Source organism: Leptothoe sp. ISB3NOV94-8A (genome assembly GCF_043421595.1).
GTDB classification, from domain to species: Bacteria; Cyanobacteriota; Cyanobacteriia; order Phormidesmidales; family Phormidesmidaceae; genus Leptothoe; species Leptothoe turfae.
The window spans coordinates 413,629-431,136 of the sequence record NZ_JAXSQW010000002.1; the positions used below are offsets into that span (position 1 = coordinate 413,629).

Here is a 17,508-nt window from a genome sequence, read left to right on the forward strand (position 1 = left end):
CCAGCCCTTAGAGCCAATTGCCAATCAAGATAAACGGAGCCCAACGATAGGGGTGGGCTTTCAAAATATCGCCTGACTTTAACATGGCTATCTGGGCCTGTTGCAAAGCCTCAGCCTTAGTTAATGCTGGCTGTTGCAGCTGATCGTAAAACATCGAAACAATCTCAGGGGTGGAATCATCACTGACGGCCCATAGGGTGGCCACCGCACTACGAACACCGGCCCGCACCGCAACACCGGCCAGCCCTAACGTAGACCGATTACCGCCAATAGCGGTATCACAGGCTGTGAGGGTCAATAATTCAATGGGCTCTCGGGTCGGGTCATTGACATTCCGAATCAACTGATCCAATTGTCCAATGGTGAGAGTCTCGTTGTATTGCTCCGTTGCATCCTTAGCGCCTACCACCACGAAGTTATCTTCCGGTGCAAAGCCAAAGGTACCGTGGGTAGCCATATGCAAGATCCGGTAATCGTCTGCGACTAATGCCGCCTGCAGCGTATCAATAGAAAATTTGTCATTTAATAACGTTTTTGTATTGGGTAGCTGCTTAGAGAGTAAGTCCAGCTCTCGCTCTACGGCAGGTAACGCAGCAAAGGGTCGCTGGGGCACTTCAGAGGGTTCACTCACCCCCACCAGTAAGGCGTTTAACCCACGGCGTTCTAATTTTTCTGGCGTAGTCAGGGTCAAACTCGGGGTTGTCGCCACTGCAAACTTTTCAATCAAAAACTGACTGCCGTCGTATAAGGCAGCCATCGGCACACTACGCAGCAGTCCATCATTGACAAAGACCAGGGTTTTTACATCTGCTAAATCTGTCTCAAACGGTTGAACTAGCCACTGATACAGCTGCTGGGCTGGCTCGGTATTAAAGCTATAGTCCCGTGCCCCCAGTTCTAAGCTACGGCGAAATTCATTGACCTGATCCTCGACCACAGCTGAAGCAACTGGAATTTGCACAATTTCTCGGGCTCCTCCCGGAAGACTCATGATCACCGTGAGCTGATCATCAGATAGTGCGGTGCTCACAACCCCCGTTGCATGGCTCTGGCCCACGGCATCAGCTCGCACTTCGGCAGGCACAATCACACAGTCATTGGCAAAGTAACTCTGTAGCTCCGCCACCTTGAGAGAATCTAGTGTGGTCAATACCTTTTCTAACTCTGCAAAGGCAACGTCATCCTGATTTAGGGTGACTGCTTTAGGCACACTTTCCAGACTTAGAGCAGCATACTGCCGATAGATCGGCTCTACCGTATCTCGAAAATCAAACTGTAGATCGCGATTGGCATTCAAGATATCACTACGGATTTCTTCTAATAATGCAACGGCCTGACTGTAAGACTGTTCTGCTTCACGGTGCTGGTCTAATTCTGTGTAGATGCGACCTAACTGCCATTCCCAAAGATACAGGCTATCTTGGGCAGCCCGATCTTGATCCGCCGCTAAACGGGCCTGTTGAGTTTTTGCGATCGCAGCTTCATAGCGTTTAGCCCGTTCATCTAAGGTACCTAGTTTCCCCAAGGCAAATGATGTAATTCTGGGGTTCTCAGTTGCTTTGCCAATGGCTAAGGCCTGTTCCAACAGTGCCGTAGCCTCCTTCTCGGTCACCGCAGAAAGCGGTTCACGGCTTAAAATTGCCTGGGACTGACGTACAGTTAACGGATCTAACAAGTCAGCGAGTCTAATGGCTGCAAATGCCTTTGCTTTTGAATCGGGCAACTGCTTGAGACTCGATAGCGCCAACTGACGATAGCGGTCAACAGCATGGTTATCCTCCGCCCTTTCATAGGCTGAAATCAGGTTCAGCAACGTCAATAACTCTGTTGCGCTTCGCTGTTGCCCAGTGGCTAGCCCATAGCTTTCTTCAAAATAAGCAATGGCTTGGCCGTTGAAATCGTCAGCTTTAGCCCTTAATACAGCGATACTTCGTTTTGTAGCTTTGCGCTCTGTCGCTTCCTCTGCTCGGCGATAATTTACCAAAGCCAGGTTCACATAGGTATTCCCTAAACTGTTAAGCAGTGATGCCTCTAATGATTGTTCACCCATCTCACGGCTCAAGGCATATCCTTGCGTGAGGTAGGTTTGTGCAGCCTCTGTATTGCCACTCGAACGATAGGCTTCGCCTAAACTCCCCAAAGCTGTAATTTGACCAAGACCATCCTCTAATGCAATGGCTATCTGGAGCGCACTGCCAGTTTTACAATCTCCCTGGTTAAAGGCAGTGCCACAGAGTAAGGAAATCGCTCGGCGGTGTTGACCCAAACGGCTATGGGCCTGGGCTTGTTCAGTGATTAATCGCCCTAATTTCTGGCGATCCCCAAGGGTTTGAACGGTATCAATGGCCTGTTGCCAATGGCTAATTTCTGCCGATGTGCGGCCCATTTGTTGATAAGCCCGTGCCAGGTTCTCGTTAACAATGGCTAAGGCGGGTAAGTCTTGCGTAGTTGCATAGGCCTTGTGGGCCGCAAGCCAAGGGTCAATGGCTGCCCTAAAGTGACCAGCTTGATAGTAGTCAACCCCCGTTTGCACCAGCTGACGTGCATCCGTTGCCTGGGCAATGGGGGCAGCTCTCGTAAACGGATGCCCTAGCCACAGGGCCACGCACAAGCTCAACGCACATAGCCCTATATAGACACGATGGATAGATAACCGTAAACCAGAGCAACGCATTTAAACAGCTGGGGATAAAAGGCAAAAGCGAGTTTGTTATTCAGGGTATCAGATGTCTTTTGGGCATGGGCATGACGGGACATTTTTGCAATACGTCGTTATGATTCTCCAGATATATGGCTGTATGTCACCTTAAGAAACTACACAAAAATAAAGACCCAGGTTGGGGCTGGAGATGAATGGATGAGTGATAATTTTCCCTTAAACACCTGAGGGCTCTACCGACTAATTAATGGGGCATCATAACAATCAGTATCGACAAGAAACATAGCCACATCTCCTGTTGATATTTCTGCATAAACAACACAGCACAGTGCAATCATGCCAGCAATCATGATAAGAGCTGGCAAGATTTTTTTAACCTTATTTTCTCTCATGGGTAAGGCCGGGGAAGCAACCAATGAGAATGAGTTATCTCATTGCTATGTAGCAACGATAGAAGTATTGAAACCCCTAGTCAGCTCAGGATCCTGAAACGATTGCTGTCCAAAACAGAAGCGTTCCTGGCATAAATCGGCAATGTTCAGATAAGTTCCGTGAGATAAGTTCCGTGGCATCTGAGCATAACAGATTCGATTGGGAGCTGCTTGCGCTGTTAACTAAAATCCAGCTCCCCCCTTAATAGAGGTATTACATCAATTTTTTCAACAATAGTAGGCCCCTAAATAGCTCATATCTTGCGAATATCGTATGATATGCAACGATTCATCCTGCTTAGTACGGACAAATACGGTTGTGCATAGCCCTCCCATAGTATTCGCCATCTTTAGCTGTTTAGCCATTACGAGTTACGGTATATCGGTTACCGCGCAGACGATTGACCCTGCACAGCCTGTGCCTCCACCCAATATTCCATCTCCCGAAGAGCAATCACTACCGTCTCCAGAGACGATTCCAGAAGAGGTTCCATCGTCTCCAGAAGAGGTTCCAATAGAAATTGAACAGCCATCTGTCAATCCGCCAAATGTCTTAAATTTAGATATCTGTCCACCCTTAGCTGAGACCTCAGAACTGTCGTTTCTGGCTACTGAGATTAGGGTGGTTGGTAATACGGTGCTAGCAGATCAAATTGCTAAGCAGGTTGATTGTTATTTAGGTCAAGAGATTCGATTATCGGATTTGTTTAATTTGCGATCGCGAATCACCAAACTCTACCTGGACGAAGGCTATATTACGTCTGGCGCATTTGTCCCCAACAATCAGGAATTGACCAATGGTAGTGTCGAGATTCAGGTAATTGAAGGAGAAATCGAAGAACTCCAGATCAATGGCTTAGATCGTTTACGGAAGGGGTATGTGAGCGATCGCCTAGCCCGTGCCATGGAGTCACCTTTTAGACAACAAGATTTAGAGAGAGGGCTACAGTTACTCCAGGTTGACCCGATGCTACAGCGGGTTAATGCAGAATTAACAGCGGGCAATGGTCCTGGCAAAAGCTTGTTAATTTTAGATTTAGAAGAAGCTGACACATTTGGTCTCTCTTTCGCTGGCGATAACTATCGTTCTCCTAGCATTGGCTCTGAAGGTATTAATGTAGGACTGTCTGTTAGTCATCCGTTGGGTATTGGCGATCGCTTCAATGCTAGCTATGGCAGGACAGAAGGTCTTGACCTATATGATGTGAGCTATTCTGTTCCGGTGAATGCCCAGGACGGTACGCTGCGCCTGAGGGCCAGCAACAGCGATAGCCGCATTGTGCAGGATGCCTTCCGCGATATCGACATTCGCAGTGAAACCACAACATTATCCGCTGGATTTCGTCAGCCCCTGGTGCGTACGCCGTCAGAAGAGTTTGCGCTGGGCTTAGATTTTGATTGGAAACGTAGCCGCAGTTTTATTCTGGACGACATTCCATTTTCATTCTCCCTGGGTCCTGAAGATGGGCGCTCTCAGGTCAGTGCGGTTCGATTTTATCAAGACTGGGTGAAACGCAGTCAGTCTCAAGTATTAGCAGCCCGCTCTCAATTTAGTGTGGGGTTAGACTTGTTTGATGCCACCGTCAATGATTCTGGCATTGATGGTCGTTTCTTTAGTTGGCTAGGCCAGTTTCAGTGGATTAAGCAGGTGTCTCCTCGATTTTTGATGCTGACCCGGGTCGGTGCTCAACTGACACCAGATGCTCTATTACCCATTGAGCGTTTTAGCTTAGGCGGCATTAGCACCATACGCGGCTACAGCCAAAACCAAATTGTCACTGATAATGCCATTACCAGTTCGATTGAGCTGCGGATTCCGATCACCAAAGACCCAAATAAGGTGCAACTGACGCCTTTCTTTGAAGCTGGAGTGGGCTGGAACAATGAAATCCCCGATCCCGATCCCGCCTTTCTGGCTAGTTTGGGGTTAGGGGTGCGTTGGGCCGTCAGTCCCTGGCTATCCATGCGGCTTGACTATGGTATTCCCCTAGTGGATGTGGATAATACAGGCGATTCACTACAAGAAGATGGCCTATATTTCTTGTTGGACTATAGACCTCAGTTTTAGGCCTGAGTTTCAGGTCTGAGTCTTAAGAAAAAAGAGATTATATTTGTGCAAACGCCATCACGACTAGTCCGTCAACACACCCATCAGGAATGTGACCAAGTCCTCTGAGGCGATCTGTTGAATTATCTTGTGATCAACAATGTCAAATTTTGCACCTTTCTCTCGAAGATTGTTGTCTAGGGTCACTAAAAACCCTTTAGTAATGTAGTCATCCCCCACTTGAACCCAGCCAATGCCCAGCTCATTGTTGTGGTCAAGCTTTTGGGAGGCGGCTACGATTTGTTTTGCGATCGCAAGCCGATCCGTGGGTTCATTGTCCATCAGAATCAAAACAATCTCACCATTTGCAGGCTGCTGACCCGCCGCCTTCTCATCAAAATACCGATCAAACACCGTCTGTAAGACTGGAGCCAACGCCACCTGCTCTGGCATGGGGGCCGAATCCATCAGGGACTGAAAGTTCTCAACATTTACATTTTGGTGGGCCTGAAAAGTATCGCCTGTACCTCGATACACCGTTAATCCATTGGGTGCTAGTCTGTGACACTGTGCAGCAATCTCTAAAACCTGGGGGCGAGCCTGTTGCCATCGCTGGTCAAATCCAGGGGTCATACCCAGACGCTTTAACTGAGTAGGGGCATAGATCAATGTGTAATTACGGTTTTGTAACTGTGCAGGCAGGCTAGTACTGGTCTGTACCATCGTCAGGATCCTTATAATAAATAGTATTCCGTATAGTGTTCCGTACCCTGATTAGGGTGCCCCTGAGTTCAAATTCTGATATCCAAGTATCTGAGAGTGATCACACAACGGTATTACCGCAGCCAGTTATCCACCGTCAATGCCCAGCGCTCATGGTCGCGCCACTCTCCATTGATTTTTAGATATTGGCGTGAGAATCCCTCATGGGCAAATCCCAATCGTTTGATCAACTTAATAGACGCTGTGTTGCCCGGTTGAATATTCGCTTCGATACGGTGAAGCTTCAGGGAATTAAAGGCATGGTTAAGCACCAGCTTCACCCCCTCAGTCATCAATCCCTGACCCGCGTAGTCCACATTGCCGTAATAGCCCAGATAGGCATTTTGAAAGCTGCCGTAAAAAATCTGGCTTAAGTTGGCCACCCCTACCAAGCGATGGTCAACGGCATGCCAGATCAGCATGCCTTCAAAGGGCTCCGTGTGACAGCGATGGATATAGCGCCTACATCCTTCCTCATTTTTGGCCGGTTCCGCCCAAGGAGAATGGTAGTCAGCACTACGCTGATGTAGATCGAGCAGCGTTGACCAATCATCATCGACCGGGGACCGAATATAAACACGAGGAAGCATGGTTTGAGTTAGCGAGTTCACATAGTCAATGCTTTTCTAACATCCGCCATAAACTTTGACTCGCTCTCGGCCACGCCATCAGACTCCAACAGTTCTTGCAAAGCATCCATGGCCGTTTGCCTAAAGTCTCGCGCTGCATCTGGTTAACACTATTGGGCTGCCGATTGAATAACTTTTGAAGTAAAGCTCGCATCACATCCTCCGAAGTTACCTGTAGACGCTGAGATCATTCCCAAAGTTAGTACTTCAAACTCAGATGCAAAATTTCGTACAAACGGAAGTTGATTAAGCCTCGACCAACACGTTTACCCGTTCCCCTGTGAGGCTAAAGGCCCGCACTTCAGTAATGTTTACTTCGATAATTTTGCCCTTGAGTTCATTGATATCCCCCCCACAGAATGTCAGACGATTGGTGCGAGTCCGACCCATGACCTGGTGGGGATTTTTGGGGTTTACATCTTCAATCAGTACCCGTTCAATCCGATTTGCATACCGATGGGACCGCTCAGCCGCTTTGATGGAAACCAGATGATTCAGCCGTTGCAGTCGATCGCTCTTAGTGGATTCGTCTAGCTGGCTCTCCCATAGGGCGGCTGGCGTATTGGGGCGAGGGGAATAGGCAGCCGTATTTAGCTGGTCAAAGCTGATGTCCTCCACCAGTTTTAGGGTGTTTTGAAACTGCCCCTCGGTTTCCCCGGGGAAACCCACAATGGCATCGGCGCTGATGGCCGCATCTGGCACGTAGCGACGCACCGTGTCGATAATGCGGCGATATTTCTCCTGGGTGTAGCCCCGTGCCATGGCTTTGAGTACATCGTTATCACCGGACTGGAAAGGAATATGGAAATGTTCACATACCTTGGGCAGCTCAGCACAGGCCTTAATTAAACGCTCTGTAAAATAGCGGGGATGGCTGGTGGCAAAGCGAATCCGCTCAATGCCGGGGACATCATGGACGTAGTAAAGCAAGTCTGTGAGGGTATTCTGACGGCGGCCCTCAGGGGTAATACCGGGCAAGTCACGGCCATAGGCGTCAATATTTTGGCCCAGCAACGTTACCTCGGTGTAGCCTTGCTGACCCAGCAGCTCCATTTCAGCTCGGATAGCCTCAGGGGTGCGGGACTGCTCAATGCCACGCACACCGGGTACTACACAGTAGGTGCAGCGTTCGTTACAGCCATAGATGACATTTACCCAAGCACTAATTTTGCTATCGCGTCGGGGCTTGGTGATGTCTTCCATAATGTGGACCGGCTCGGTAGCCACCACCTGATTACCGCTAAAGACCTGCTCCAATAAGTCACTCAGACGGTTGGCATGCTGCGGCCCCATCACCAGGTCCAGCTCAGGGACGCGACGCAGCAGCGCTTCCCCCTCTTGCTGAGCCACACAACCCGCCACAATCAGTGTCACATTGGGGTCTGACTGCTTACGCTTTGCCTGCTTACCCAGGTAGGAATACACCTTCTGCTCGGCATTGTCACGAATGGTGCAGGTGTTGTACAGCACCACATCCGCTTCCAATGGGTTTTCTGTCCAGTTCATCCCCATGTCATCGAGGATGCCAGCCATGCGCTCAGAGTCGGCCTTATTCATCTGGCAACCAAACGTAGTGATGTGATAACGACGCTTATCCATGGGGTCTATTCAAGAAAATACTGGAATTCAGGCAAAAATTTTGACCAATAGCCTATTGTGCCACAGCTACGGCTCCACTGCGGCGACTGTCTCCGGCACCGTGCAGCACACCATTTTCATCCAGACCCACGGCATGGACTCCCCCAAAAAACATGTTCTGAGCCTGCCACCAGAGTGGTTTAGCATCGCCAATAATTGGGGTTAGCAGCGCTTGATTAAATCCTGGCTCCAGGTGAAATACATCATTTTCCCAATGGATACGGGGAGCAGCGACAGCGGCTTCTAGGGGCATCTGAAAGTCCACCAGATTGGAAATCACTTGCAGAATAGCGGTGCGGATGCGGTTGGAGCCGCCAGACCCTAACACTAAATAAGGATGTCCGTCGCGCAGCACCATGGTGGGGGCCATCATGGACGACATGCGTTGGTCAGGCGTCCACTGGTGAAAGCCATGGGGATTGAGGTCTTCTTCGCCCAGCATGTTGTTGACCATAATGCCGGTACCCGGCAGCACATAGGAGGAGCCCTCACCATTAGACGTGGTCACACTGGCGGCGTTGCCCTCATCGTCAATCACACTGAGGTGGGTGGTGCTGCCAAGTTTATTGGCAACGGGCGACTGTAGGGATGCGATCGCATCCGCCAATTGCCCCCGATACTGATCCAAATGCCCCGCCGACAAAAACTCTTCCGCCACACAGGACTGATGGAGTCGCGCATCATAGCCATCGCGACGGGCTACATTGGTAAATCGCATCACCTGACTGAGAGACCGCAGGTGCTCAGGGCTACCGTAACCTGCCAACTCACAATCAGCCAGTAGCGCCAATGAACAGGCAATTAGCCCACCCCCAGCACTGGGTGGCGGATTGGTCAGTAACTGAGTGCCATGGTAGTCAAGGCACAATGGCTGACGCTCTATTACCCGGTATCGCTCAAAATCCTCAACCGCCAGATACCCACCTTTAGAGGCCGTCACCTGGGCGGCCATGGCCTGCCAAAAGGCGTCTATACCCTGGTTTACCAAACGCTCCAGGGCATCAGCAAAAGCAGGCATATGCAATATTTCCCCCGCCTTCAATAACTGACCTTGGGGTGCATACATCGCTCGCGCCCCGGGTGTTGCCAGCAAAATAGGCTTAAGCACACCATATACATAGGCCAAAAACCCATTGACCACCACACCCCGACGCGCCAGATAAATGGCTGGGGCAACGACCTTCTCTAAGGGCAATCGGCCCAGGCGCTGATGGACATGCACCAGCCCCTTCAACACCCCTGGCACAGCCATGGCCCCTAAGCCAATGTGAAACTCCTGCACCGTATCGCCAAAATCTGCACAGATGGGATAGAAATCTAGCGGATGCTCCAAAGTTTTATCAGCAGGCGTTTGGGTGAAAAAATCAAAAAGTACATGCTCACCCGCTCCTGTATGGGCCAGTAGAAAGCCACCGCCCGCCAGGGATGTCAGCACCGACTCAGCCACACAGGAGGCCAGCACCCCCGCCACTGCTGCATCAAAAGCATTGCCCCCTTGCTTCAGCATTTCTACAGCAGCCGCTGCCGTCTTCCCATGGCCCGCCGCGACGACTCCACCCATAGAACCTCTCCATTTCCATCGATAGTCAACGTAGCAGAAATGGAACAAGACGCAATCAGCGGGAAGCATGTGCCACAAAAGACTGCCGATCGATCAGTGATTTAATCAAAATTCGTGAAGGTTACATATTTTATACAAAAACCTGTTTTACCTGACATGACTGCATCTCTTAACCAGGAGTAAGTTTATGGTTTAACCTCCTGCAAAAACAACCCAAAATCTCACCCAGAGGTAACTCCAGGGCTCCTTAAAGAGAGAAGTATACACTCTCAGGTATTGTTAACTTTGGTCTACAAGCCCCTAACCGGCAACACAATGATCTATATTGTCATTGAAGCGAAATGACATCGCTTCCCTGGCAGATAAAACAGCTAGAGAAAACAACAAAGAGGTAACGCTGTTGCATATTCTGTCTCGTTCAACCCAACACCCAACGGGTCAAGCTGATACATCCTATCGCTGACATTTTGGGAGCCATGCTGAAGTTGTTGAGTAAGATGCTCAAAGGGTAATTACCAACAACAAGACGTATCTCCAAGTCCTAGCGAACGATTAGAAAGGATGTTCCTCAGGAAGGCGGTTGGGTGTTGTGCTTTTAAAGTCTTTAAACACGACTCTTCTCGCAAAGCCAGGGAGATACATAGCGCCCCGTTTCTTTCCTGAGATTGTTAACTTTGGTCTACAAAACACCCACAGAATTCAAGGCAGGCTATATTGATATTGAAGCGAAATGACATCGCTTCCCTGGCAGATAAAACAGCTAGAGAAAACAACAAAGAGGTAACGCTGTTGCATATTCTGTCTCGTTCAACCCAACACCCAACGGGTCAAGCTGATACATCCTATCGCTGACATTTTGGGAGCCATGCTGAAGTTGTTGAGTAAGATGCTCAAAGGGTAATTACCAACAACAAGACGTATCTCCAAGTCCTAGCGAACGATTAGAAAGGATGTTCCTCAGGAAGACGGTTGGGTGTTGTGCTTTTAAACCCACCTGATCACTGCTGTTGAGTGACAACCCAAAAACTGAGACACTATGCTGTGGGATCGCACTCTCTACAAGATTTTAATACTGCTTCCAAAATTACATCAGGCATCACGGGTTCCTCTTCTATTAGCCAAGGGCCAGCTTTTATCTCTAATATGGGAAACTCTCTAACCAGTAACCTGTCTCCTCTAGCTCTTGTAAGCCAACCTCCAGTTTGCTGATGTATTCTGCATTGGATCTTGCTCGTAAGGCTTCTCGATTTGGACGGTGGAGGGATGTTTGACAACAATAGTTTGCATTCTCTTAGCAAAAGACAGCTAAAATTATCCACAGTTGCCTGCCTATTGACTTAGGCTTGGTTGCGCCATCTATCGAGGTCACTATGATGAAAAAGAGCATTATATTTCTTGCTGCATTTGTGCTGTCTACTGCATTGTTGCCCCACAAAGCTATAGCTGACGAAAAATGGTCTACAGAAGAATATGACGTTATCTATCAAGACGAACGAAATAGAACTGCTATCTGGACCTATGGTGATGGTTTCGGTACTGTTTTTATAGATGGTTTAGCTGGAGTGTATACTGGCCGAGGTTCCTATTCTGGTTACTGGGTGCAAGAGTCTTCTTCCCTACGCTGCGACACCTTTAGAGAAGACGCCAATGGTGAACCCACCTACTATTGGGGTGGATTTGAAATCACATTTATCGATCCAGATTTTCCCTCTCATTGGGAAGCGATGATTAGACTATGTGACCTTGAGCCAACTATCTCCCTAACGGGGACTCCTATCACTCCACTGTTTGAACCTTAATCTGAGGGCTGAACTATTAACAAACATTCTTGTTATGGAGAGTTGAATCGCCAATAATTAGTTAAGGGTAGGCCAAGGATATGTAAGCAAAGAGCGATTTTGCCTAGACTGCTCGTGATATAGAACTTCCTTGTGAGCAATTAAGCGTTACAGTACTAAAAGTGGATGCGCTATCAACTTATTAGGCTGTTTTACGGGTATATTTATATCACGGGGCGCACGCCGATGGTGCACAAGATTTTTGTGATTGCTGAGTTAGGGGATGAGTCGGTTAGATCCATTGCTATTTGACGGTATCTCACATTTAAAGTTATCCCGAGCGTCAGCAATGCTGATGTTTGAAGCAATTCCGAACGTAAAGCAGCAATCACATCGTATCTTCATAGACTTAATCCTGTGCTTGCTGCGTTCTTTTGAATGCTTAAGCAAGTAGTGTTCTTCCAGCTCTTCTACTATGAAAGCCTCGACTGTTTTTGTTTCATTATTAGCGTTAGCTGGTACTGCTGCTGCTGCCGAAAGTGCTGATGCTGCGGTTTTAGACGTAGAGATTCCAAATAATCTGAGAGAAGCTATCTGTCATCGAGACTGGTATGAGGCCATAGAATTATCGAGTACGTTAATTGCGTCTGCAACGATTACCCCTGATGAACGTCAGACACTTGTAGAATTAAGACGCAATTTGTATGGCCACCTTAAAGATGGGGCTAAACCTGAGGAAACGGTTAGCTGTAAAGGTATTGTCAAACGCCCTTCCATTGCAACACAGACTCCACTCTATGAAGGGGCTACTCCACGATTTTCCAATCGTAATCGGTCTAGTGTCTCCGTAGGAACGACATCGGTGAAGGCTTTGTATGGCACTACTCTTTCCAGTTTGTGGACAGTGGGTACTCGGGTGGACGGCAACAGTATTAGAGGAACTGTCTTGAATAATGGACTGACAGCTGCTAAGAATGTCACCTTAACTATCCGTTCTCAACAAGACGATCAATCAGAGACTATTAAAACCGTTGCTATCGATACAGTTAGCCCATGGAGTGAAACTGATTTTGTCGCTACATTTAACCATTCACCAGGAAACTGGATGATTGAAAGTATTGAAATTAACTAGCGCACTGACTTAGAACGCAAAATCAATTAACTTTCAATAGTGTGACAAAAGTTGGTAAATTCTTTTCTCGCCTGCTCTGCCACATTTTGGGGTTCCCAGTCTGTTTTCAGCAAGGGTTCACCACAGTTTCCCCATACTAGTCCGGCCCAAGCGCCAAAGCCGCCGTTAGGGTCTTTGCTGCGCACTTCGTGTCGAGCGTCGATATCTAAGACAATCATGGTGCCCTGCTGCTGTGGGGGAAACGTTTGGCTAGTCCCGCGAACAATGTAACTATTGCCAGGGTTATGCAGCATTAATATTGGCCGATACCCGGCAATGCCATCACTGTGGGATGGAACAGCGACCCCTTCTAGTAAGCGAAAATTTTGGAAGTTCTTAATCTCATAAAGATGCGTAAATCCGCATCTAAAGGGTTGATATGGCATGGCTGTGATACTTTTGAGATAGCTCAATAGCTGCTCACAAGCTAACGGTAGTTGAAGATTCTCTATATGTACAATCATAAGTGATGACCTGCTAACCCCCTGCTAGCAGATGAGTTTGCTAACACGGTTGACCCCATCGTTGTTTGTTTGTTTTGGTGTTAGGGCATGTCAAGGACGAAGACTTTATAGGCATGTCCTGGAGATATTCTGGGTGAGTTTAGCGTAAAAACATGAGGGCATGTTTCGGAACGCAACGCCTCAGTAATTTTTGTGAACCCGTAAGATGCTTCGGTGTGTTCTGTAGTGGAAGCTGAAAAGCTATGGCTTGTTGTATTTTAAATTGCCTTGTTTATCGATCTACAACTACTTTTTCTTTTAAAACCCCCCAATACTTATACCGCAAAGCAGAATTTTAATTCTCTTTGTAGACTCTACTTTTTTGGAAGCACAGAAGTATTTGAGCGATGCTAAGGCATTAGATAGCTTGACAGAGAATAATCTTTAAAGAAGATTGTACTTGTGCTATTTTATGCAGGGGCTATACGCATCTGTAATATAGACTGTGGCTAGTGTTTATAATGTGCACTATAGAGACTGTCATATCTCATATTCAATTTTTAGGGCTATCTAAAAGTTCCCCTATCTTTAGGGGAGTAACTTTAAGAAAATTACTAAAGTTGAAGTATTTTTTGTGGAAATCACTATGTTTGAGAGATTATGAAGATTGAATCAGTGATTTTGCGGAATCGCCTTGTTATAGGGCGATTCACTAATACGGATACTTCCATGTTTTAGGCCATGGTGATGCGATTAAAGGAGGTGCATTGACTAAGCTGCACATTGTGCAGCTCACATTAGCTCAATTGACGTGCATCTAATAGGAGGAACGCATAATGCGAGAACTAACTTACTACGTAGCCTGTAGCCTGGATGGTTTTATTGCCCACAGAGATGGTTCCCACGATGGCTTTTCCCAGGATTCTGAATATCTTACGGAAGTATTTACCTCCTTCCCCGAAACTGTGCCCTCTCATTTGCGTGATGTTATGGGTGTGCATGCTGAAAATAAATGGTTTGATGTTGTTTTGATGGGACGCAAAACCTATGAAATTGGTTTGCAGGAAGGTGTGCTCAGTCCTTATTCTCATCTGAAACAATATCTGTTCTCTCGTAGTATGCACGCGAGTCCCCATACAGATGTTGTTCTTGTTTCAGAGGATATTGCTGACACTGTTAGGCAATTAAAACAAGAAGAGGGTAAAGGGATCTGGTTATGTGGTGGGGGTGTTTTAGCGACAGCACTTTTGTCTGAGAAGCTGATTGATAAGTTGATTTTGAAGGTAAACCCATTTTTGATGGGGGACGGTATTCCACTATTTTCTGGAGTAATTAATCAAACAGCTTTGCAACTCATTGACAGGGAAATTTATAACAATGGTGTGCTGATGCTTCACTATCAGGTGGGCTGATAGAGTTATACGTAGCCTGTGTGTTAATAGTGGGACTTAAAATAGCCAGTGGATATAGGCTATATGTGTGTTGTTGAGGCCTTTGAAGGAGAGAGTGTTATGTCACTGATATATATTGCGATCGCACTACTCTTTATCCTAATCATCATTTGGCTAGCACTACAGCCCAAACAGGGGACCAAAGCCTCGAATGCCCCTGAGCCCATTGATGACTCTACCTATCAATTACCCAAACCCCAAGACCCATCTGGTAACCCAGCAACACCATTATCTCGTCCATCGCCAGCTACTCCACAGCTGCGTCAAATATCCTATGAAGCACCCTCTGAACTAACATCGTTGGATACACAATCAGTTGAAACAAAGGCTGCTGATAGTTCTAACGTCGAAGATCGCATAAGAACGCTTATGCAACAGAATCGTAAACTTGATGCCATTAAGCTCATTCGGTCTACAACAGGATGGGGATTAAAACAATCTAAAGAGTATGTAGATGCTTTTCCTTATTTGGCCCCCTTACCTATCACCGAGGGCATGGGTAACGGCAATCCTACACCCCCTATAGAATCCTTCGATATAGACCACCATGATATTAATGACCGTGTGCGGCTGTTTATGCAGCGAGGGCGCAAGATTGATGCCATTAAGCTGGTAAGAACTGTGACAAACTGGAGTCTCAAAGAGGCGAAAAACTATATCGATCACTACCCTGATGTTGCTCCTCTGCCGATTACCGAACGTGGGCCTGTCAAACAACACCTCAAGCAACTACTAGCTGACAGAAGACACATGGATGCCATCGATTTAGTCCAACGTCGAACGGGTATGGTGGTGACGGAAGCCAAGGACTATCTTGAGCAAACGTTTAACTGTGATTTACCTTTTTGAGGTTACTCATATCTCAATGCTGACAATACTTTAAGTGTTAGACCGTAAAGCTATTTTGATGATGTATGTAATACACGGGCTCTTAACTCAAGTACTGCTGGGAGATTCTTTCTTGAGGCTGGGACCGATAAATTTCTCAGATACTAAAACTATGATAATGCCAAGGCTATAGGCAATAAAATCTTCCCAGCTAAACGATGTACCAATCACGGTTCTAGCGAGGCGAGAAGACCCGAGACCAAGCACGTCCACAATGTTGAAATGTTGCAGAATCTCAACTAAAAACGCAAATAATAAAACACCCATGGCGGTGAGATTTATTGAGTATTTAAAGAATGCTCGCACAAATGCATAAATCAAGATGACAACCAAGAAGTCTCCCATGTATGGACGAATAAAGTCATCTTTAACAAAAATGCCGATATAAATCTCTGTAATCAATAAAAGGGCGAACCAGTAAAAGTAGTAAAGGTTAAATCTCATTTTTTCATTTGCTTAGAATGCGCGTGAGGCTAAAACTCACAGTATGACTACGATGAAGGTCTGGAGGATTCCTGAAGTGTCAAGGGGCTCTGGCAACTACTTTTATGAGCTTTTCGTAAATTTTTGATGTGTTCTTTATCGCTGCTTAGCCGAGTGCTGTACGTTTAATTGCGATCGCAATCACTGTTTCGCTGAGCCCTGTACGTTTACTTGAGGATCGCACAGCCACAATGCGATCGCTCCTATGAATCCCTGAGCCATGGCAGTATCGTACTATTCCTTTTGGTTAGTCCCCCAAGAACCAGATTTAACCTATTTTCAAGACCTGATTAATGGTTTGGCAGAACGTTTCAAGACCGAACCCTTTTATCCCCATGTGACCCTGTACAGTGGTTCTCTACCCGCCTCTCTAGCCGTGACAGCCGTGGTTAAAGGGCTGTCATTAACACAACCGATAGAGCTAGAGGTCATCACTCTCAACTATGAAACCCACTTTTCCAAAACCCTCTATGTTCAGTTAAAGCAGACAGTTGATTTCACGCAGTTGGTGAGAGATCTGGTTACAGCCATTCCCGATGCTCCACAGCCTAGGCTAGATCCCCATCTCAGCCTGTTATATCACCGCCTTGATGCGGTTACCCAACAAACACTGACAGAAACGATCACCCTGCCGCGCTCCACCATTCAGTTTGATCAAATCCAGGTAATTGCTGCGCCCCAGAACTTTGAGACGCAATCTCACGTCGCAAGTTTACGCTGTGTCCATAGCAAATTGCTGACTCTATCATGACTGCACATTCCCCCAGAATCATTGGTTTGCTCCCCGCTGCTGGCCAGGGTAGCCGCATTAGTCCATTATCCATGAGCAAAGAACTATTCCCCATTGGCTTTCAAAGCCTTGCTGAAAAAGGGCTACGGCCTAAGGTGGTCTGTCAATATTTGCTGGAGGCCATGGGTAAAGGCGGAGTGCAAGAGTCCTTTTTGATTTTGCGACCTGGTAAGTGGGATATTCCCAATTATTTCGGTGATGGCTCCCAACTCAAGATGCGATTGGCCTATTTGACGGTGCATGTGCCCTTTGGGGTGCCCTTTAGCCTCAACCAGGCCTATCCTTTTGTGAAAGATGCCATTGTTGCCATGGGGTTTCCCGATATCTTGTTTAGCCCAGCTGATGCCTATGCCCAGCTCATAACTCGGTTACAAACGACCCAAGCCGATGTGGTGTTAGGTCTGTTCCCCACGGATCAGCCTGACAAGGTGGGGCTGGTTGAGTTTGATCAAGATGGTGTCGTCTCTGGCATCTATGAAAAGTCGAACCTCACCCATTTGCCCTATATGTGGGCCATTGCTGTGTGGCGGCCTAGCTTTACGGAGTTTCTCCACCAGTTTGTTGAGACGAAACGTCAGGCGCTGATTGGCGATCAGTCTCCGATGCTGCTCAAAGAGATGCCAGACTATGCTGAAACGCCAATTGGGGATGTGATTGTGAGTGCGATCGCAAATAACCTACGGGTAGAGGCTGTTCCTTTTGAAACTGGCCATTACCTCGATATTGGTACCCCCGAAAATCTGATCAATGCCGTATACCATTACGGCAAGCCCTAAA

Annotated in this window: 15 protein-coding genes and 1 pseudogene; 7 read left to right on the forward strand and 9 right to left on the reverse strand. The window is 47.3% G+C overall.

Going from position 1 to position 17,508, the window contains the following annotated elements; all coding sequences use genetic code 11:
- Positions 1-7: 7 nt before the first annotated feature.
- The gene (locus tag SPB21_RS32300) at positions 8-2,605 is read right to left on the reverse strand and encodes a CHAT domain-containing protein (RefSeq protein ID WP_499869134.1); all 2,598 of its coding nucleotides are present in this window, start codon (positions 2,603-2,605) and stop codon (positions 8-10) included.
- 287 nt (positions 2,606-2,892) lie between these two features.
- Positions 2,893-3,051 (reverse strand): hypothetical protein, encoded by a 159-nt coding sequence (locus tag SPB21_RS32305; protein ID WP_499869135.1) that lies wholly within the window; start codon positions 3,049-3,051, stop codon positions 2,893-2,895.
- A gap of 358 nt (positions 3,052-3,409) precedes the next feature.
- On the opposite strand from SPB21_RS32305, the gene SPB21_RS32310 reads away from it, so the two are divergent.
- Positions 3,410-5,158, forward strand: coding sequence for a ShlB/FhaC/HecB family hemolysin secretion/activation protein (locus SPB21_RS32310; RefSeq protein WP_499869137.1), 1,749 nt, complete (start codon positions 3,410-3,412; stop codon positions 5,156-5,158).
- Between the two features lie 63 nt (positions 5,159-5,221).
- Here the strand turns inward: SPB21_RS32310 and SPB21_RS32315 are convergent, their stop codons facing one another.
- From SPB21_RS32315 to SPB21_RS32335, 5 genes and pseudogenes are all read right to left on the reverse strand, one after another.
- Entirely contained in the window at positions 5,222-5,860 is a 639-nt protein-coding gene (locus tag SPB21_RS32315) for a vWA domain-containing protein (protein WP_163696531.1), read from the reverse strand.
- A gap of 113 nt (positions 5,861-5,973) precedes the next feature.
- Positions 5,974-6,489 carry a GNAT family N-acetyltransferase gene (locus tag SPB21_RS32320; protein WP_163696533.1) on the reverse strand — a complete coding sequence of 172 codons (516 nt, stop codon included), beginning with the start codon at positions 6,487-6,489 and terminating at the stop codon, positions 5,974-5,976.
- A 285-nt stretch (positions 6,490-6,774) separates the two neighbouring features.
- On the reverse strand, positions 6,775-8,127 hold the full coding sequence (miaB, locus tag SPB21_RS32325; RefSeq protein WP_499869138.1) for a tRNA (N6-isopentenyl adenosine(37)-C2)-methylthiotransferase MiaB: 1,353 nt from the start codon (positions 8,125-8,127) through the stop codon (positions 6,775-6,777).
- Positions 8,128-8,179: 52 nt separating this feature from the next.
- A complete protein-coding gene (gene ggt, locus SPB21_RS32330; RefSeq protein ID WP_499061924.1) occupies positions 8,180-9,727 on the reverse strand; it encodes a gamma-glutamyltransferase in 1,548 nt (515 codons plus the stop codon).
- A 1,153-nt stretch (positions 9,728-10,880) separates the two neighbouring features.
- Positions 10,881-10,976 (reverse strand): annotated as a pseudogene (locus SPB21_RS32335) (four helix bundle protein); the annotation flags it as partial.
- A 124-nt stretch (positions 10,977-11,100) separates the two neighbouring features.
- Here SPB21_RS32335 and SPB21_RS32340 point away from each other — a divergent pair.
- Both SPB21_RS32340 and SPB21_RS32345 read left to right on the forward strand, forming a co-directional pair.
- Entirely contained in the window at positions 11,101-11,526 is a 426-nt protein-coding gene (locus SPB21_RS32340; RefSeq protein ID WP_499869177.1) for a hypothetical protein, read from the forward strand.
- A 454-nt stretch (positions 11,527-11,980) separates the two neighbouring features.
- Complete coding sequence (locus tag SPB21_RS32345) at positions 11,981-12,637, forward strand: hypothetical protein (protein ID WP_163671321.1); 657 nt, start codon at positions 11,981-11,983, stop codon at positions 12,635-12,637.
- A 26-nt stretch (positions 12,638-12,663) separates the two neighbouring features.
- On the opposite strand, the gene SPB21_RS32350 is transcribed toward SPB21_RS32345, so the two are convergent.
- Entirely contained in the window at positions 12,664-13,140 is a 477-nt protein-coding gene (locus tag SPB21_RS32350) for a hypothetical protein (protein WP_499869140.1), read from the reverse strand.
- 815 nt (positions 13,141-13,955) lie between these two features.
- On the opposite strand from SPB21_RS32350, the gene SPB21_RS32355 reads away from it, so the two are divergent.
- Complete coding sequence (locus tag SPB21_RS32355; protein ID WP_499061921.1) at positions 13,956-14,531, forward strand: dihydrofolate reductase family protein; 576 nt, start codon at positions 13,956-13,958, stop codon at positions 14,529-14,531.
- A 99-nt stretch (positions 14,532-14,630) separates the two neighbouring features.
- Positions 14,631-15,419, forward strand: a complete 789-nt coding sequence (locus tag SPB21_RS32360) for a ribosomal protein L7/L12 (RefSeq protein ID WP_499869142.1) — start codon at positions 14,631-14,633, stop codon at positions 15,417-15,419.
- Between the two features lie 87 nt (positions 15,420-15,506).
- Here SPB21_RS32360 and SPB21_RS32365 read toward each other — a convergent pair whose 3' ends face one another.
- Entirely contained in the window at positions 15,507-15,902 is a 396-nt protein-coding gene (locus SPB21_RS32365) for a ribosomal maturation YjgA family protein (protein WP_499061919.1), read from the reverse strand.
- 259 nt (positions 15,903-16,161) lie between these two features.
- On the opposite strand from SPB21_RS32365, the gene SPB21_RS32370 reads away from it, so the two are divergent.
- A complete protein-coding gene (locus SPB21_RS32370) occupies positions 16,162-16,692 on the forward strand; it encodes a 2'-5' RNA ligase family protein (RefSeq protein WP_163671316.1) in 531 nt (176 codons plus the stop codon).
- Positions 16,689-17,507 (forward strand): nucleotidyltransferase family protein, encoded by an 819-nt coding sequence (locus tag SPB21_RS32375; RefSeq protein WP_163671315.1) that lies wholly within the window; start codon positions 16,689-16,691, stop codon positions 17,505-17,507. Before SPB21_RS32370 ends, SPB21_RS32375 begins: the two co-directional genes overlap by 4 nt.
- Position 17,508: the final 1 nt, after the last annotated feature.